Source organism: Streptomyces sp. NPDC001502, from assembly GCF_042894785.1.
GTDB lineage: Bacteria > Actinomycetota > Actinomycetes > Streptomycetales > Streptomycetaceae > Streptomyces > Streptomyces kutzneri.
The window spans coordinates 49,863-68,038 of sequence record NZ_JBIAVW010000021.1 but is presented as its reverse complement, the minus strand read 5'-3'; the positions used below and the strand labels follow the sequence as shown (position 1 = coordinate 68,038).

At 72.2% G+C, this 18,176-nt stretch carries 12 protein-coding genes and 1 pseudogene; 6 read left to right on the top strand and 7 right to left on the bottom strand.

Annotated elements, in window-relative coordinates:
* Positions 1–115: 115 nt before the first annotated feature.
* Together ACFY0D_RS30510 and ACFY0D_RS30505 are read right to left on the bottom strand one after the other, a co-directional pair.
* Entirely contained in the window at positions 116–1,405 is a 1,290-nt protein-coding gene (locus ACFY0D_RS30510) for a citrate synthase (protein ID WP_030229520.1), read from the bottom strand.
* A 182-nt stretch (positions 1,406–1,587) separates the two neighbouring features.
* Positions 1,588–3,846, bottom strand: a complete 2,259-nt coding sequence (locus ACFY0D_RS30505; protein ID WP_390801220.1) for an ATP-dependent RecD-like DNA helicase — start codon at positions 3,844–3,846, stop codon at positions 1,588–1,590.
* A gap of 305 nt (positions 3,847–4,151) precedes the next feature.
* On the opposite strand from ACFY0D_RS30505, the gene ACFY0D_RS30500 reads away from it, so the two are divergent.
* Both ACFY0D_RS30500 and ACFY0D_RS30495 read left to right on the top strand, forming a co-directional pair.
* Positions 4,152–4,718, top strand: a complete 567-nt coding sequence (locus tag ACFY0D_RS30500; RefSeq protein ID WP_390801219.1) for a DUF937 domain-containing protein — start codon at positions 4,152–4,154, stop codon at positions 4,716–4,718.
* A gap of 56 nt (positions 4,719–4,774) precedes the next feature.
* Positions 4,775–5,287 (top strand): annotated as a pseudogene (locus ACFY0D_RS30495) (GNAT family N-acetyltransferase); the annotation flags it as partial.
* Here ACFY0D_RS30495 and ACFY0D_RS30490 read toward each other — a convergent pair.
* Positions 5,193–6,173 carry an EamA family transporter gene (locus ACFY0D_RS30490; RefSeq protein WP_390801218.1) on the bottom strand — a complete coding sequence of 327 codons (981 nt, stop codon included), beginning with the start codon at positions 6,171–6,173 and terminating at the stop codon, positions 5,193–5,195. The pseudogene ACFY0D_RS30495 and the gene ACFY0D_RS30490 sit on opposite strands and share 95 nt — an antisense overlap.
* Positions 6,174–6,273: 100 nt before the next feature.
* Here ACFY0D_RS30490 and ACFY0D_RS30485 point away from each other — a divergent pair, with 100 nt between their 5' ends.
* Both ACFY0D_RS30485 and ACFY0D_RS30480 read left to right on the top strand, forming a co-directional pair.
* Entirely contained in the window at positions 6,274–7,167 is an 894-nt protein-coding gene (locus tag ACFY0D_RS30485; protein WP_390801217.1) for a LysR substrate-binding domain-containing protein, read from the top strand.
* 281 nt (positions 7,168–7,448) lie between these two features.
* Positions 7,449–9,200 carry a glycoside hydrolase family 3 N-terminal domain-containing protein gene (locus ACFY0D_RS30480; protein ID WP_390801283.1) on the top strand — a complete coding sequence of 584 codons (1,752 nt, stop codon included), beginning with the start codon at positions 7,449–7,451 and terminating at the stop codon, positions 9,198–9,200.
* 71 nt (positions 9,201–9,271) lie between these two features.
* Here the strand turns inward: ACFY0D_RS30480 and ACFY0D_RS30475 are convergent, their stop codons facing one another.
* On the bottom strand, positions 9,272–10,705 hold the full coding sequence (locus ACFY0D_RS30475; RefSeq protein WP_390801216.1) for a S28 family serine protease: 1,434 nt from the start codon (positions 10,703–10,705) through the stop codon (positions 9,272–9,274).
* Between the two features lie 84 nt (positions 10,706–10,789).
* Positions 10,790–11,155, bottom strand: a complete 366-nt coding sequence (locus tag ACFY0D_RS30470; RefSeq protein WP_390801215.1) for a hypothetical protein — start codon at positions 11,153–11,155, stop codon at positions 10,790–10,792.
* Between the two features lie 218 nt (positions 11,156–11,373).
* Between ACFY0D_RS30470 and ACFY0D_RS30465 the strand changes: the two genes are divergently transcribed.
* A complete protein-coding gene (locus tag ACFY0D_RS30465; RefSeq protein WP_390801214.1) occupies positions 11,374–11,988 on the top strand; it encodes an EF-hand domain-containing protein in 615 nt (204 codons plus the stop codon).
* A 30-nt stretch (positions 11,989–12,018) separates the two neighbouring features.
* On the opposite strand, the gene ACFY0D_RS30460 is transcribed toward ACFY0D_RS30465, so the two are convergent.
* On the bottom strand, positions 12,019–15,918 hold the full coding sequence (locus tag ACFY0D_RS30460) for an ABC transporter ATP-binding protein (protein WP_390801213.1): 3,900 nt from the start codon (positions 15,916–15,918) through the stop codon (positions 12,019–12,021).
* Positions 15,919–16,208: 290 nt separating this feature from the next.
* Here ACFY0D_RS30460 and ACFY0D_RS30455 point away from each other — a divergent pair, with 290 nt between their 5' ends.
* Positions 16,209–16,433: a hypothetical protein gene (locus ACFY0D_RS30455; protein ID WP_390801212.1), complete on the top strand. Its 225-nt coding sequence runs from the start codon at positions 16,209–16,211 to the stop codon at positions 16,431–16,433.
* A 74-nt stretch (positions 16,434–16,507) separates the two neighbouring features.
* On the opposite strand, the gene ACFY0D_RS30450 is transcribed toward ACFY0D_RS30455, so the two are convergent.
* Positions 16,508–18,175 carry a thiamine pyrophosphate-binding protein gene (locus ACFY0D_RS30450; RefSeq protein ID WP_390801211.1) on the bottom strand — a complete coding sequence of 556 codons (1,668 nt, stop codon included), beginning with the start codon at positions 18,173–18,175 and terminating at the stop codon, positions 16,508–16,510.
* Position 18,176 lies beyond the last annotated feature (1 nt).

Below are 18,176 nucleotides of genomic sequence, written 5' to 3'. Positions count from 1 at the left end.
AAGCGCCCCGACCGTCGACCCGTGGGGGGATCGACGGCGGGGCGCTTCTCGCATGCTCAGGGTTGCCTGCGGTGCGCTCCGCGCGGCCGCACGCCGCGCGGAGGAAAGCCTCGGGTCAGCGGGCTTCTACGGGAACGAAGTCGCGCAGGACCTCGCCGGTGTAGATCTGGCGCGGGCGACCGATGCGGGAACCCGGCTCCTTGATCATCTCGTGCCACTGGGCGATCCAGCCGGGAAGGCGGCCGAGCGCGAAGAGCACGGTGAACATCTCGGTGGGGAAGCCCATCGCCCGGTAGATGAGACCGGTGTAGAAGTCCACGTTCGGGTAGAGGTTGCGCGAGACGAAGTACTCGTCGGCCAGCGCGTGCTCTTCCAGCTTGAGCGCGATGTCGAGCAGCTCGTCGCTCTTGCCGAGCGCCGAGAGGACGTCGTGCGCCGCCGCCTTGATGATCTTCGCCCGGGGGTCGAAGCTCTTGTAGACACGGTGTCCGAAGCCCATGAGGCGGACGCCGTCCTCCTTGTTCTTCACCTTGCGGATGAAGGCGTCGACGTCGCCGCCGTCGTTCTTGATGCCTTCCAGCATCTCAAGGACGGACTGGTTGGCGCCGCCGTGCAGCGGACCCCACAGGGCCGAGATGCCGGCGGAGATCGAGGCGAACATGTTCGCCTGCGAGGAGCCGACCAGGCGCACGGTGGAGGTGGAGCAGTTCTGCTCGTGGTCCGCGTGCAGGATCAGCAGCTTGTCGAGCGCGGAGACCACGACCGGGTCCAGGTCGTACTCCTGGGCCGGCACGGAGAAGGTCATGCGCAGGAAGTTCTCGACGTAGCCGAGGTCGTTGCGCGGGTAGACCACCGGGTGGCCGACCGACTTCTTGTACGCGTAGGCCGCGATCGTCGGGAGCTTGGCCAGCAGCCGGATCGTCGAGAGGTGGCGCTGCTTCTCGTCGAACGGGTTGTGGCTGTCCTGGTAGAACGTCGACAGCGCGCTGACCACGGAGGACAGCATCGCCATCGGGTGCGCGTCCCGCGGGAAGCCGTCGTAGAAGCGCTTCACGTCCTCGTGCAGCAGCGTGTGCTGGGTGATCTCGTTGCGGAACGACGCGAGCTGGTCGACGGTCGGCAGCTCGCCGTTGATCAGCAGGTACGCGACCTCGATGAAGGTCGAACGCTCGGCGAGCTGCTCGATCGGGTAGCCGCGGTAACGCAGGATGCCCTGCTCACCGTCGAGGTAGGTGATCGCGGACTTGTAGGCGGCGGTGTTGCCGTAGCCACTGTCCAAGGTGACGAGCCCGGTCTGGGCCCGCAGCTTCGAGATGTCGAAGCCCTGGTCACCGACGGTGCTTTCGACCACCGGGTAGGTGTATTCACCGTCCGCGTACCGGAGTACTACAGAGTTGTCGCTCACGTCATCCCTCACCGACGTAGTGCCTCTTCTTCGAGGTGCCCTGACTGCCTCTACCTTCCCCCATTTGGCGCAGGAGAGTGCACTCGGGGTCGGCCTTTGGTGCTTTTGACGGCACTGAGTGCCGCCAACCTGCTCATCCTGCCCCCCCGCGCCGGTTGCCGGAACCCCAAATGATCGATCATCTAGGTGATGTTTCCCACCGGTATCCGGCCGGACAGCCTGGCAGCGACCGCCGTGTACCTCCTGCCTGCGGAAACGGTACGCACCGCCTGGCCGAGTGCCTTGCGGGACCCGACGAGGACGACCAGTTTCTTGGCCCTGGTCACCGCCGTGTAAAGCAAGTTGCGCTGGAGCATCATCCAGGCCCCGGTGGTGACGGGGATCACCACCGCCGGATATTCACTCCCCTGTGAACGGTGAATGGTGACGGCGTACGCGTGGGCCAGCTCGTCGAGCTCACCGAATTCGTACACGATCTCCTCATCCTCCTCCGTCCGCACCGTCAGGCGCTGTTCGTCCACGTCCAGACCGGTGACCACGCCGACCGTGCCGTTGAAGACACCGTTGGCGCCCTTCTCGTAGTTGTTCCGGATCTGGGTCACCTTGTCGCCCACCCGGAAGACCCGGCCGCCGAACCTCTTCTCCGGCAGGTTCGGCCGGGCCGGTGTCATCGCCTGCTGCAGCAGTCCGTTGAGGTTTCCGGCGCCGGCCGGGCCGCGGTGCATCGGCGCGAGCACCTGGACGTCCCGCCGCGGGTCGAGCCCGAATCTGGCCGGAATCCTTCGGGCCGCCACGTCCACGGCCAGCACCCCGGCCGCCTCGGTGTCCTCCTCAGGGAAAAGGAAGAAGTCCGGCAGCCCGTCCGTGATCGGCGGCAACCCGGTGTTGATCCGGTGGGCGTTGGTGACCACACCGGACTGCTGGGCCTGCCGGAAGATCCGGGTCAGGCGCACCGCGGGCACCGGTCCGTCCTCGGCGAGCAGGTCCCGCAGCACCTCCCCGGCGCCGACCGACGGCAGCTGGTCCACATCGCCGACCAGCAGCAGGTGTGCCCCGGGCGCCACGGCCTTGACCAGCTTGTTGGCCAGCAGCAGGTCCAGCATCGAGGCCTCGTCGACGACGACCAGGTCCGCGTCCAGCGGCCGCTCCCGGTCGTACGCCGCGTCCCCGCCCGGTTTGAGCTCCAGCAGCCGGTGCACCGTGGAGGCCTCGGCCCCGGTGAGCTCGGACAGCCGCTTCGCCGCCCGGCCGGTGGGCGCGGCCAGCACCACCTTGGCCTTCTTCGCCCGGGCCAGCTCGACGATCGAGCGCACGGTGAAGGACTTCCCGCAGCCCGGCCCGCCGGTCATGACGGCGACCTTGCGGGTCAGCGCCAGCTTGACCGCGTCCCGCTGCTCGGGGGCGAGCGTGGCCCCCGTCCGCCCGGCGAGCCAGCCCAGGGCCTTCTCCCAGTCCACGTCCTGGAAGCCCGGCATCCGGTCGTCCTCGGCGTGCAGCAGCCGGCGCACCTGCCCCACCAGGGACAGCTCGGCCCGGTGGAAGGGCACCAGATATACGGCGGTCAGCGGGTCCGGCCCGCCCTGCGGATCCGGTACGGGCTCCCGTACGACCCCTTCCGGGTCGGCGGCGAGCTCGGCCAGGCAGTCGATCACCAGCCCCGTGTCCACCTGGAGCAGCTTGACCCCGTCGGCGATGAGCCGGTCCTCGGGCAGGAAGCAGTGCCCCTGGTCGGTGGACTGGGACAAGGCGTACTGGAGGCCGGCCTTCACCCGTTCGGGGCTGTCGTGCGGGATGCCGACGGCCTGGGCGATGCGGTCGGCGGTGAGGAAGCCGATGCCCCACACGTCGGCGGCGAGCCGGTACGGCTGGTTCTTCACCACGGAGATGGAGGCGTCGGCGTACTTCTTGTAGATGCGCACGGCGATGGAGGTGGAGACGCCGACGCCCTGGAGGAAGACCATGACCTCCTTGATGGCCTTCTGCTCCTCCCAGGCCGCGCCGATCAGCTTCGTGCGCTTGGGGCCGAGCCCGGGTACCTCGATCAGCCTCTTCGGCTCGCCCTCGATGACGTCGAGGGTGTCGGTGCCGAAGTGCTCCACGATCCGCTCGGCGATCTTCGGGCCGATGCCCTTGATCAGGCCGGAGCCGAGGTAGCGGCGGATGCCCTGGATGGTCGCCGGGAGCACGGTCCGGTAGTTCTCCACGGTGAACTGCTTGCCGTACTGCGGGTGGGAGCCCCAGCGGCCCTCCATGCGCAGGGACTCGCCGGGCTGGGCGCCGCGCAGCGAGCCGACCACCGTCAGCAGATCACCGCCGCCGCGGCCGGTGTCCACGCGGGCGACCGTGTACCCGCTCTCCTCGTTGGCGTAGGTGATGCGTTCGAGCACGCCGTCGACCACCGCCAGTTGCACCGCCCGCGGCGCCCCGTCTGCTGCTGCCATGACCCGAAACTACCGGGCGGCGCCGACAGCGCGTCAGGCCTGTGGACAACGCGCGGGGGCGGGGCGGCAGGGGCGATGCGGCGGGGGAACGCAAAGGGGGTCCCGCCTCGCGGCCGGACCCCCTCACGGTTACCCCTCCCGTGTCGGACTTCCCGATCCCCCCAGATCCCTCCCCGGAAGCACCGACGCACCATACGACCCGCGATACGCCCACAGGGTTGCACCCGGAGCCACAGCTTTACGTTTCCGTTACCCAATGCCTACTCAAGGTGCCGGTGAATCACCACAGAAGTAGCGTTTCCGGCATGAGCGAATCTTCATTCCAGGACGACGTGCTGGGCGAACTCGGTGACGACAAGCTGACCGAGATCGCCGGCCTGCTCGGCACGGACACCGCCGGCGCCAAGGAGACCGTCGCCGAGACCGTCGGCGCCATGACCGGCGACCTCCGGCAGAAGGCCGACGCCGACGACGCCGACGGCGTGGAGGTGCGCCAGGCCATCGTCGAGGTGGCCGAGGCCGAGCCGCCGCTGGAGGGCGTGGCCACGCTCGGCGGCCTCGGCGGCCTGCTCAGCGGCGGCATGATGGCCGGGGTGCTCGCCAAGGTGAGCAAGCCGGTTGCCGCCGCCGTCTCGAAGCGGACCGGCATCCCCGCGGCCACCATCAGCCGGGTCATCGAGATGCTGATCCCGGTCGTCCTGGCGGTCCTCGCCAAGCGCGCCTCCGGCAGGGCGGCGGGCACCGGGGCGGCCGGTGCGGCCCCCGGTGCGGCCCCCGGCGGCGCCCCCGGAACGGGCGGCGGAGCGGCCCCCGCCGCGGGCGGCGGCCTCGGCGACCTGCTCGGCCAGATCCTCGGCGGTGGCAAGAAGTAGACGGCAGGAAATCGCCCCTTCCAGGTCCCGCCGGCCCGCCCTCCCCCTAGAGTTGCCCCATGGCTGAGAGCGTGCGGCTCCGCGACCCGGAACCGGGGGACCTGGGGTGGATCGTGCAGCGCCACGGTGCGCTGTACGCCGCCGAGTACGGCTGGAACAGCGACTTCGAGGGCCTGGTCGCCCGGATCGTCGCGGACTTCGCCCAGGACCACGATCCCCACCTGGAACGGGTGTGGATCGCGGAGCTGGACGGCCGGCCCGTCGGCTCGGTGATGTGCGTACGGGAGGAGGGCGCGCCCGGCACCGCCCGGCTGCGGCTCCTCCTGGTCGACCCGCAGGGCCGCGGCCGCGGCGTCGGCACCCTGCTGGTCGACACCGTCGTGGCCTTCGCCCGCTCGGTCGGCTACCGCGAGCTGGTGCTGTGGACCAACGACGTGCTGACCGACGCCCGTGAGCTCTACCTGAAGGCCGGGTTCACCCTGATCGCGGAGCGGCCGCACCGCTCGTACGGAGTGAGCCTGACGGGACAGGACTGGCGGCTGCCGTTGCAGGAGGGCTCCCCGCGCTGACGCCCGAACCGACCCCCGTGCGGTTCACGGCGCGCGCGGGGGCCAGCGAGGTCAGCGCCACCCCGCCCACCAGCAGTACGGCCGCCAGCCAGCGCAGCCCCGAGACGGACTCCCCGAGGACCAGGGCCGCGGAGGACATCCCGAAGACGGGGACCAGCAGCGAGAACGGGGCCACCGAAGAGGCCGGGTAGCGGCGCAGCAGGTAGCTCCAGGCGGCGAAGCCGAAGACGGTGGACACCCAGGCGACGTAGCCGATGACGGCAACCCCGGACCAGTCCAGGGCCCGCAGCGCGGCCAGGTCCCGCTCGGGGCCCTCCAGCAGCAGCGAGAGCGCGAACAGCGGCAGGACGGGGACCGTGCACACCCACACCATGAAGTTCAGGGCGTCGGGCGGGGCGGCCTTGCGGGTCAGGACGTTGGACACGCCCCAGCAGGCGGCGGCCGCAACGACCAGCGTGAAGCCGAGCACCGGCCCGGAGGTCCCGCCGTCCACCGCGGCGACCGCGATCCCGGCGAGCGCCACGGCCATCCCGAGCACCCGCACCCGGCCCGGCCGCTCGCGCAGCACGACGGCGGCGAGGACGGCGGTGAAGACGGACTGGATCTGCAGGACGAGCGAGGAGAGTCCGGCCGGCATGCCCGCGTCCATGCCGGTGAAGAGCAGGCCGAACTTGGCGACGCCGAGGGCGATCCCGACGCCGGCGATCCACTTCCAGGCGGCTTTGGGACGCCCGACGAAGAACACGGCGGGCAGGGCCGCGACGAGGAAGCGCAGGGCGGACAGGAGCAGGGGCGGGAAGTGGTCGAGGCCGATCTCGATGACCACGAAGTTGAAGCCCCAGACGGCTGCGACGAGCACGGCCAGGGCGGTGTGTACGGGACGCATGCTTCGAGCATCCGCCGCCCGACCGTGTAGCACCAGCTCGGATGTCTTCCGGGATGGATGAAGCATTGCTTACGGGTATCCGCGGTGCCACGATGGAGGCATGCTCGATCTCGCCCGGCTGCGCGCCCTGCACGCCGTCTCCGTCCACGGCTCGGTCGCGGGCGCGGCGGCCGCCCTCGGCTACACCCCCTCGGCGGTCTCCCAGCAGATCTCCAAGCTGGAACGGGAGACCCGCACCACCCTGCTGGAGCGGCGCGGGCGCGGGGTCGCGCTCACCGAGGAGGCCCGCCACCTGGCCGACGCCGCCCAGGAGTTGCTGGCGATCGTGGAGCGCACCGAAACCACCCTGGAGGAGCGGCGCGGGCAGCCCAGCGGGCTGCTGACGGTGGCCGCGTTCGCCTCGGCGGCGCGCGGGCTGCTGCCGCGGGTGCTGGCCGACCTGGCCCGTCGGCATCCGGCGCTGGACGTCCGGCTCACCGAGGTGGACCCGCACCTGTCCGTGGAACTGGTGGCCCGGGGGGTCACCGATCTCGCGGTGGCCCACGACTGGGACATCGCCCCGCTGCCCGCGCCGGAGGGGATCGAGCAGGCGGTGATCGGGGACGACCTCTGCGACCTGGTCGTACCGGCCGGGCATCCCTTCACCACGCGCCGGGTCATCCGGCGCTCCGACCTCGGCGGCGAGCGCTGGGTCTGCCAGCCGCCCGGCCGGGTCTGCCACGACTGGCTGGTACGGACCCTGCGCACCGCCGGGTTCGAGCCCGACATCGCCCATGTCGCGGAGGAGAACCACACCATCGTCGCCCTGGTCGCGGCCGGGCTCGGGGTGGCCGTCGTACCCCGGCTGGGCACCGGCGCGCTGCCGCCGGGGGCCGTGACCGTACCGCTGGAGCCGGGCCCCGTACGCCGGTTGTACGCCCTGTGGCGGACCGGGGCCGCCCGGCGCCCCGCGATCACGGAGGCCGTGCGGAGCCTCCAGGAGCACTGGGCCTAGGCCGTCTCTTTCGGATCTTGCCGGTCAAGCCCGCGGTGTCCGGTGCCGTGCATCTCCCCCAGCCACACCGCTGGGAGGGGCAGGAGACACCCCGGCGCGCGGCCGACCCCGTCGGCCCCCGGCCGACAGGCCCCGCCCGCAGGCCGCCCCGCAGGCCGCCTACCGCCCCGCCCCGGAGGGGCGACACGCAGCGACACGCCCGGCCCCGCCCGAACAGCAGCGGTAGGGTCCGGCGCGTGCCGAACCACGCCTCGCGCCGGAACCTGCTCGCCGCGGCCGCCATGGTCGCCGTCACGGCCGCCGGGGCGGCTTCCGCCGCGGTGGGCCCCCACCACACCCCCGACGACTCACGGCCGCCGGGCCGCCGCCCCGGCCGGGCGCGGCTGCGCGCCCTCGTGGACCGGATGAGCCTCGACGAGAAGGTCGGGCAGCTCTTCGTCTCACGGGCCTACGGGCATTCGGCGACCGATCCCGATCCGGCGGACGCCGAGCAGAACCTGGCGGCGTTCGGGGTGCGCACCGCCGCCGAGCTGGTCTCCCGCTACCACCTCGGCGGGATCATCTACTTCGCCTGGGCCCACAACACCCGCGCCCCGCAGCAGATCGCCGCGCTCTCGGTCGGCCTCCAGCAGGCCGCCCTCACCACCGGTCCCCGGATCCCCCTGCTGCTCTCCACCGACCAGGAGCACGGCGCCATCGCCCGGATCGGCAGGCCCGCGACCCTGCTCCCGGGGGCGATGGCGCTCGGTGCGGCCGACTCCACCGCCCACGCCCTGCGGGCGGCGCGCATCGCGGGCTCCGAGCTGGCCGCCATGGGCATCCGGCAGGACTACGCGCCGGTGGCCGACGTGAACGTCGACCCGGCCAATCCGGTGATCGGCGTACGGTCCTTCGGCTCCGACCCGCGCGCCGTGGCGGAGCTGGTCGCCGCCCAGGTCCGTGGCTACCAGGGAGCCGGGGTCGCCGCCACCGCCAAGCACTTCCCGGGCCACGGGGACACCGAGACCGACAGCCATGTCGGGCTGCCGGTGATGCGGCACACCCGGGCCGTCTGGGAGGAGCTGGACGAGCCGCCCTTCCGGGCAGCGGTGGAGGCGGGTGTGGACGCCATCATGACGGCGCACATCGTCTTCCCCGCGCTCGATCCCTCGGGGGACCCGGCGACCCTCTCCCGGCCGATCGTCACCGGTCTGCTCCGCGAACGCCTCGGCTTCGAGGGGGTGGTGGTCACCGACGCCCTGGACATGGCCGGGGTCCGCCAGAAGTACGGGGACGACCGCGTCCCGGTCCTGGCCCTGCTGGCGGGCTGCGACCAGCTGCTGAACCCGCCGGACCTGGGCCTCGCGTACCGCAGCGTGCGGGCGGCCGTGGAGTCGGGCGAGCTGACCCAGGCGCGCGTCGAGGAGTCGGTGCTGCGGATCCTGGAACTGAAGGCCCGCCGGGGACTGTTCGACGAGGCGTACACCACGGGCCGGGAGGTGGACGCCGCCGTGGGCGTCCAGGAGCATCTCGACGCCGCCGACGCGATCGCGGCCGCCACGACGACCCTGCTGGCCAATCCCCGCGGGCTGGTGCCGTTCGACGCGACGGCCGGGCCACGCCTGCTGGTCACCGGGGCGGACCCGGTCTCCCCCACGGGTACGACCGGGCCCACTACGGCCGTACTGGCCCGGGAGCTGACCGCCCTGGGCTGCCGGGCCACGGCGGTGCCGCCCGCCCGCGCCGTGGCCGCCGCGGCCGGTCACGCGGCGGTGCTGGTGTGCACGTACAACGTCCCGGAGGGGGAGAGTCCGCAGCGCACGCTGGTGGCGGAGCTGATCGCCTCCGGCGTCCCGGTCGTCTCGCTGGCGGTCCGCAACCCGTACGACCCGGCCCGGCTGCCGGCCTGCGCGGCGGAGCTGGCGACGTACTCCTGGACGGACGTGGAGATGCGGGCGGCGGCCCGGGTGCTCACCGGGGCGCTGCGGCCCGCGGGCCGCCTCCCCGTCCCGGTCCCGGGCCGCTACCCGCTGGGCCACGGGCTGACGCGCTGATCGCTCAGGCGCCGGCCCGCGGCCCGCGTGTTCCCGCCTGTCCCGCCTGTCCCGCGTGTCCCGTTTCCCGGTTACGGCCGCAGCTGCGGCTCGCGCTCCAGGTCACGCTGGTCGAGCTGCGCGTCCGGCGCCGCCAGCGGCGCCGCCTTCCCCGCGTCGGCGAGCGCGGCGGCCGGGGCCACCCCGGCCCACTGCAGGATCTTCGAGGTGGCGAGGGCCTTCTCGCCGTCCATCAGCTTGGCGACGTTCGCCCCGTGGTTGGCCCCCGGCGCGATCATCACGTAGCTGTCGCGCACGTTGTAGCCGAGGTGGAACGGCTCGGCGCCCCACGGGTCGTTCTGCCCGTACACGAAGAGCATCTGGTGGGCGTTGTCGCGCACCCACCGGTCCACGTCCGCCATCGCCCCCGGCTGGAAGGTCATGGGGATGTCGCGGGGCACGAAGTTGCGCGGCGGCTGGTAGCCGTAGCGGCTCAGGCCCTTCAGGTGCGGCTGCTTGATGTCCGGGGAGCCGAGCTGCGTACCCGCCTGGTAGTAGTACGGCGTGTAGGTCTCCAGTCCCTGGTCGGCGTAGGCCGAGAAGCCGGAGATCGCGTCGACCGTGTCCCAGATCTCCTGGTCGCTCGCGGTGGCCGCGGCCGGGATGGAGGAGCAGTCGGCGAGCAGGCTGTACTGCCAGAAGGCCCACACGTAGTCGAGCACGACGGCCTCGTAGGCCTTGTCGAGGTCGCCGACGGTGGTGAAGGTCCAGCCGTTCTCGGCCGCGGCGACCGCGTACTTGGCCTCCAGCGGCACGCGGCGCACCAGCGCCTCGCGCTGGACGGCGTTCAGCTTGTCGCGGCACTCCTTGGTGCCGACCTTGGCGAAGAACCGGTCGTAGGCCGAGTCCTCGTTGTTGACGACGTCGTTGGGCGCGACGTACGCGACGACACCGTCCATGTCGCGCGGGTAGAAGCGCTCGTAGTACGTCGCCGTCATACCGCCCTTGCTGCCGCCCGTGGCCAGCCAGTTCTTCTTGTAGATCTTCTTCAGGGCGGTGAAGATGCGGTGCTGGTCACTGGCGGCCTGCCAGATGTCCAGGTTGGACCAGTTGGCCGGGTCGGGCCGGGAGGGAGTGAAGAATCGATACTCCAGGGACACCTGGTTGCCGTCGACGATGGTCGTCGGCTCGCTGCGGCGCGGGCTGGTGTTGACGTTGTAGCCGGAGGTGAAGAACACCGACGGCCGCGAGACGTCCTTGTGCAACAGGGTCAGGCGCTGCTTGAAGGTGCCCTTCCACGGCTGCCGGTGGTCCACCGGCTGCTCGTAGTTCAGTACGAAGAAGCGGTAGCCGGGGTACGGCTTCTCCTCGATCAGGCTCATCCCGGGAATGCCGAGGATCTGGTCCTTGATGTCCGTGGCGGCCGCGGGCTGCGCGGCTGTGGCCGCTTGAGCCGTGGAGCCCGCCGCGCCCATGGTGCCGATGAGCACCACGAGCGACAGCAGCCATCCGAGCGTCTTGCGCATTCACCCTCCCCTTGAGTTCACTTCGGTCGCCGTGAACCTAGCCGGGCCAACGCATCACTGACCAGACCCAGTTGGGCCTGTCCGTCAGCACAGGATCCAGCCGGAATCCACGGATCCGGCCCCCACGCTCCCCTTTACATACACGCAGCGGTTGATCGCCCCCACGGTGACAGGCCCGGCATATCGGGTGAATCGCCCGGCCTCGTGCACCGGGGCGCCGCCGCGCGGCTGAATGCTCACCGCCATCCGGCGCCGCTCGCCGGAGACCCGCGCCACGGTCATCGCACAGGCCTGGTTGCGGCTCTCGTAGACCCGCACCTCGCCCGTCTCGAACGCCACCGTCCGGGTCAGCCGGCCCCCGCAGCCCTCGGTCGCGGCCTGCGCCGTCGGCGGCGTGCACAGCCCGCCCACCGAGAGCCACAGCGCCGCCGTGAACACCCCCAGGGACACGACCCGGCGGCCACGCCTCCTCCACCCCTGCAACACCCTGTCCCCCGATCGGTCGTACGTACCGCACACGCACGCACGTACGACGCCCGAACCCCCCGGATGGTTGCCACGCGCAAGGGACCGGCCCGCCGGCACCGGCCGGCCTCCCTCGTACGGGTGCATCCGCCACCCCCCTGCGCAGCAGCGGGAGTTCACACCCAGGACCACGATTACGCTAGGTGATCGACACCCCGCTCGCCGTGACCGCAGCCGTGGCTGCAGCCGTGAAAGGCCATGAGATGACGAACGACCTGCTCGACCGCAAGCTGGCGCGCGCCTTCACGCACCTGGACGCCGACAGGAGCGGCGTGATCGACGCCGACGACATCATCGCGCTCGGCTCCCGGCTGCTGACGGCCCTCGCGGAGCCGGCCGGCTCGCCCAAGGCGGAGCTGGTGATGGGCGGGCTGGCCGACTTCTGGCAGGACCTGTTCACCGAGCTGGACATCGACCGGGACGGCAAGGTCACGCCCGAGGAGTACAAGCAGGGCATGACCCGCCTGTACGCGCAGGGCGGGCCCGCGTACGACCGCTCGTTCCGCCCGATGATGAGCGCGATCCTGACGATCGTCGACACCGACGGCGACGGGCTCATCAGCCCGCAGGAGTTCCACCGGGCGCAGGAGGCCTTCGACACGCGGCTGAGCCCCGCCGACACCGAGGCGCTCTTCCACCGCATCGACGCGAACGGGGACGGCTGCCTCAGCGTCGACGAACTGCTCGCCGCGGTACGCGAGTACTACACCGGTACCGACGAGGACGCCCCGGGGAACCTGCTCTTCGGCGAGTTCTGATCCCGGGGCGTCCCCTGACAGGCGGTCCGTTCAGGCCGCGGCGCGCTCGTCCTCGCCGACGAAGGTGCGCCACAGTTCGGCGTACCGGCCGCCGCGCGCCAGGAGTTCGGTGTGGGTGCCGTCCTCCACGACCCGGCCGCGGTCGATGACCACGACCCGGTCGGCGCGCGCCGCGGTGGTCAGCCGGTGCGCGACCACCAGGGTGGTGCGCTTGCCCGCGAGCCGGTCCGTCGCCCGGTTGACCTGGGCCTCGGTGGCCAGGTCGAGGGCGGCGGTGGCCTCGTCGAGCAGCAGCACGTCCGGGTCGACGAGTTCGGCCCGGGCCAGTGCGATCAGCTGGCGCTGGCCCGCGGAGAGGTTGCGGCCGCGCTCGGCGACGGTGTGCAGATAGCCGCCGTCGAGGGTGGCGATCATGTCGTGGGCGCCGACCGCGCGGGCCGCGGCCTCCACCTCGGCGTCGCTCGCGCCGGGGCGCCCGTAGGCGATGGCGTCACGGATCGTCCCCGGGAAGAGGTAGGCCTCCTGGGGGACGACGCCCAAGCGGTGGCGGTACGCCGTCAGGTCCAGCTCGCGCAGGTCGGCGCCGTCGGCGGTGACCCGGCCGGAGGTCGGATCGTAGAACCGGGCCACCATCTTGACCAGCGTCGACTTTCCGGCTCCGGTCTCGCCGACGAAGGCGACGGTCTGCCCGGCGGGTATCCGCAGGCTGATCCCGGCCAGGGCCTCGCCCTTCTCGCCCCGCTCCTCTGCCGTCCCGTACTGGAAGCGGACGTTCTCGAAGGCGATCTCCCCGACCGGCGTTTCCAGTGCGCGCGGCCGCTCGGGCAGCGGCGTGGTGGTGGGCTCGCGCAGCAGCCCCTGGATGCGGCCGAGGGCGACCGTGGCCTGCTGGTAGCCGTCGAAGACCTGGGAGAGCTGCTGGACGGGCGCGAAGAACAGGTCGATGTAGAGCAGGTACGCGACCAGCGCGCCGGTGGTGAGCGTCCCGGCCTCCACCCGGCCCGCGCCGACGATCAGCACGGCGGCCGCGGCACCCGAGGACAGCAGCTGCACGAAGGGGAAGTAGACGGATATCAGCCACTGGCCGCGGACCCGGGCCTCGCGGTACGAGTGGCTGCGCTCGGCGAAGCGCTTGGCGCCCGAGCCCTCGCGGCGGAAGGCCTGGACGATGCGCAGGCCCGAGACGGACTCCTGGAGGTCGGCGTTGACCAGGCTGACCCGGTCGCGGGCGAGCTCGTAGGCGGCGACCGACCTGCGGCGGAACACGATCGTGCCGACGACCAGGACGGGCAGGGTCGCGAAGACGATCAGCGCGAGCTCGACGTCCAGGACGAGCAGCGCGATCAGGATGCCGAAGAAGGTGAAGACGGAGACCACGGCGGTGACGAGTCCGGTCTGCAGGAAGGAGCTCAGCGAGTCCACGTCGGTGGTCATCCGGGTCATGATCTTGCCGGTCAGCTCGCGCTCGTAGTAGTCGAGGCCGAGGCGCTGGAGCTGGGCGAAGATCTTGACGCGCAGGGCGTACAGCACGCGCTCGCCGGTACGGCCCGTCATGCGGGTCTCGGCGAACTGCGCGGCCCACTGGGCGACGACGACGGCGAGGGCGAGCCCGGCGGCCACCCAGACGGCGCCGAGCACGGCCTGCTCCACGCCCTGGTCGATGCCGTGCCGGATCAGGATCGGCAGCAGCAGTCCGGCCCCCGCGTCCACGGCGACGAGGCCGAGGCTGATGGCGAGCGGCGCCCAGAACCCGTGGAGCAGGCGGCGCAGGCCGTAGCTCTCCTCGGCGGCCGCGGCGCGGGTCTCGTCCACCTCGGGCAGGTCGTCGGCGGGCGGCAGCGCGGCCACCTGCGCGAGCAGTTCGGGGGTGGCGGGCATGCCGGAGACGGACCCGGCCATGGAATGCCCGGCTCCGGGCACGCCACCCGCGGCGGCGGGGGCGGAGCCGGAAGCGGGGGCGGAGCCGGAAGCGGGCGCGGAGCCGGAAGCGGGCGCGGCCGTGCCGTCGGGCTCGTCCTGGCGGCGCCAGAGCTCGGGGGTGACCCCGTCGGCGACCCGGCGCTTGGCGTTGACGGGCTCCGAGTCGATCTCGGCCTCAAGTTCGATGCCGCGTTCGAGGTCCCGGTCGAGCTCACGCTCGAACTCGGTCATCACCCGGGCGTCCGGGGTCCGCGGCGAGGCGGCGCCGAGCGCGTCCGGGTCGGTGAGCAGCCTGCGGTAGAGCGCGGACCGGCTCTCCAGCTGCGCGTGCGTCCCGATGTCGGCGAGCCGCCCGCGGTCGAGTACGGCGATCCGGTCGGCCAGCGCGAGCGTGGAGCGGCGGTGGGCGATCAGCAGGGTGGTCCGGCCCGCCATCACGGAGCGCAGGGCCTCGTGGATCTCGTGCTCGACGCGGGCGTCCACGGCGGAGGTGGCGTCGTCGAGCAGCAGCAGCCGGGGGTCGGTGAGGATGGCGCGGGCGAGGGCGATGCGCTGGCGCTGGCCGCCGGAGAGGGTGAGCCCCTGCTCGCCGACCTTGGTGTCGTACCCGGCGGGCAGGGCCTGGATGAACCCCTCGGCCTGGGCGGCGCGGGCGGCGGCCTCGATCTGTTCCTCGGTGGCGCCGGGGTGCCCGTAGGCGATGTTGGCGCGGATGGTGTCGGAGAAGAGGAAGGAGTCCTCGGGGACCAGGCCTATCGCGCCGCGCAGGGAGTCGTACGTCAGCTCGCGGACGTCGTGGCCGCCGACGCGGACGGCGCCGCCGTCGGCGTCGTAGAACCGGGGCAGCAGGAGCGCGACGGTGGACTTGCCGCTGCCCGAGGACCCGACGACGGCGACGGTCTCGCCCTGCGCCACGGAGAGCGAGAACCCGTCGAGGACGGGCCGCCCGGGGGCGTAGCCGAAGCGGACGTCGTCGAACTCGACGGTGGCGGGTGCGTCGGCGGGCAGCTCGTGGGTGCCCTCGTGGATCTCGGGCTCGGTGTCGATGAGCTCGAACACGCGCTCCGCGCCGGCCCGGGCCTGCTGGCCGACGGTGAGGACCATGGCGAGCATGCGGACGGGTCCGACGAGCTGGGCGAGGTAGGTGGAGAAGGCGACGAAGGTGCCGAGGGTGACCTGGCCGTTGGTGGCCAGCCAGCCGCCGAGGGCCAGCATGGCGACCTGGGCGAGCGCGGGGACGGCCTGGAGGGCGGGGGTGTAGCGCGAGTTGAGCCGGATGGTCCGCATCCGCCCGGCGAACAGCCGGCGGCCGACTTCGCGCAGCTTGCCGGTCTCCTGCTCCTCCTGGCCGAAGCCCTTGACGACGCGGACGCCGGTCACGGCCCCGTCGACGACGGTCGCCACGGCGGCGGCCTGGCCCTGGGCCCACCAGGTGGCGGGGAAGAGCTTCTTGCGGCTGCGCTTGGCTATGAACCACAGGGCGGGGGCCATGAGCAGGGCGACGAGGGTCAGCAGCGGCGAGAGCCAGAGCATGATCCCGAGGGACATCCCGAAGAGCAGGAAGTTCCCGATCGTCATGGGCAGCATGAAGAGCAGGCCCTGGATCAGCTGGAGGTCGCTGGTGGCGCGGCCGACGACCTGACCGGTGTTCAGCTCGTCCTGGCGCCGCCCGTCGAGGCGGGCGATCGTGTCGTACATGTCGGTGCGCAGGTCGTGCTGCACGTCGAGGGCGAGCCGCCCGCCGTAGTACCTGCGTATGTAGGTCAGCACGTACACGAGCAGGGCCGCGGCTATGAGCATGCCGGCCCAGGGCGCCATGGGCTTGGTCCGGTCCCCGATGACGTCATCGATGATCACCTTGGTGACCAGCGGCACGACCGCCATCACGGCCATGCCGACCAGCGAGGAGCCGAGCGCGAGCAGCACATTGGTCCTGTACCGCCAGGTGTAGGCAGCCAGCCGCTTGCCCCAGCCCTGTTTCTCCCCAGCCGCTGTCTCTGCCGCCGCCACGTGAGGCCTCCCCGTTCGTCCTGTCCTGCCGGAAGCGCCAACGCTCCGACCGGTGGATTTCATCCCGCCGCAACAATCGCACTGCCGTACGGCGGGGGCGCGCGGACCGCGTCCGACCGGGGCGGGGAGGCGGCACAGGGACAGGGAGGCGGCATCGGGGAGGCGCGGGGGCGGCAGGGCCGGACCCTGTCAAGTCACGACTTTCCGGATCTGTGCCGCCCGGGTCGCGGTGCCGATGCTGGAAGTCGGCCGCCCGCCGACCCGGTGGCGCAGCGAAGGGATCGAGGACCATGTCCACTCATCACGAACACCCGACCAGCAGCAGCTTCATGCAGCGCACCGTCCGCGCCGTCGTCCCCTACGTCACCGCGTTCCTGATCGCGCTGCTCGCGGCGAAGATCGTCGGAGTGCTGACCGAGAACCCGTGGGCACGGCTGTGGACGGCGCTGGGGGTGGCCGTGGTCAGCCTCCTCCTCCATCCCCACGAGGAGCAGGAAGGGCGCCGTCGCGACTGACGGCCGACCCGCCCGGCACCCGGCGACCGGCGGCTGACGGCTGACGGCTGACGGCTGACGGGCTCGGTCGCCCCTCAGAGATGCGTCGGGGCGAACATCTTCAGGGTGGCCGGAAGGACCACCACCGAGGGGCCCGGGGTCTTGAGGGCCTGCGCGAGGTCCTCGCGGAGGGACTCCGGGGTGGTGGTGGAGGCCGGGACGCCGAAGGACTGTGCCAGGGCCACGAAGTCGGGGCCGGCCAGCCGGGTTCCGGTGCCGCAGCCGTACTCCCGCAGGATGCCGTAGCCGCCGTCGTCCACGATCAGCCAGGTGACGTCGAGGTCGTGCTGCTTCGCCGTGGCCAGGTCCGCGACGGAGTACATCGCGCCGCCGTCGCCGGAGACCGCCAGCACCGGGGTGTCCGGTTCCGCGACGCACGCGCCGAGGGCCGCCGGGAAGGCGTAGCCGAGGCCGCCCGCGCCCTGCGCCGAGTGCATGGTGTTGGGGTGCTTGGGGTCGAAGGCGGACCAGGCCCAGTAGGACAGGATCGTCATGTCCCAGAAGGACGGGGAGCGGGCCGGGAGGGCGGCACGGATCGAGCCGAGGAGCTCCTGTTCGAGGGCCACGTCCTGGCCGGCGAGGCGGGCCGCGATGTCCGCGAGGAGCAGGCGGACGCGCTCCGGGGCGGACGGGTCCTCGCGTTCGGCCACCGTCTCCAGCAGGGCCTGCAGCGCCAGGCGGGCGTCCGCGTGGATGCCGAGGCCGGCGTGGTTCGACTCCAGCTTGCCGAGGTCCGCCTCGATCTGGACGACCCGGCCCGTCGGGAAGAACGTGTGGTAGTTCGACGAGAGCTCACCGAGTCCCGAGCCGACCACCAGCAGGACGTCCGCGTCCTCCAGGAAGTCCGTCATGTGGCGGTCCTCCAGCCAGGACTGGAGGGAGAGCGGATGGGTCCACGGGAAGGCGCCCTTGCCTCCGAAGGTGGTGACGACCGGTGCGTTCAGGCGCTCGGCGAGCTGCTTGAGCTTGCCGGCCGCGTCCGAGCGGACGACACCGCCGCCGGCGATGATCACCGGGCGGGTGGCGTTCTCCAGCCAGTGGGCGGCGAGCGCCGTGAGCTCGGGCCGCGGGGCCAGCTCGTGCGGGGTCGCGTCCACACCCGTGACCTGCGGGATGACGGTCTCGGCCCGCAGCACGTCCTCGGGGATCTCGACGAACACCGGGCCGTGCGGGGCGGTCAGGGCCGACTCCCAGGCCTCCGCGATCACGGAGGGGAGCTGGGAGGGGGTGCGGACCGTGTGGACGGACTTCACCACGTCGCGGAAGGACGCCGACTGGTCCCGCAGCTCGTGCAGGTGGCCGCGCCGCCCGCCGCCCAGGCCCGCCACCGGGACCTGGGAGGAGATCGCGAGGACCGGGGCCGAGGCGGCCGCCGCCTCCGCCAGGGCGGGCAGCGCCATCAGCGCGCCCGGGCCGGTGGAGAGCAGCAGCGGCACCGCCTCGCCCGTGATCCGGCCGTACGCGTCGGCCGCGAAGCCCGCGTTGTTCTCCGTACGCAGCCCCACGAGGCGCAGGTCGGAGCGGCCGACCGCGTCGAAGAGGGCGAGCGCGTGCTGGCCGGGCAGGCCGAAGACGGTGTTCGCGCCGAGCGAGCGCAGCGTTTCCACGACCAGGTCCCCGCCCGTCCGCCCCGGCGGCGGCGCGAGCGCGGCCGCCTTCTGGGCTTCGGTGGGACGGAGTACCAGGTCGTGGTCGTGCGTCACT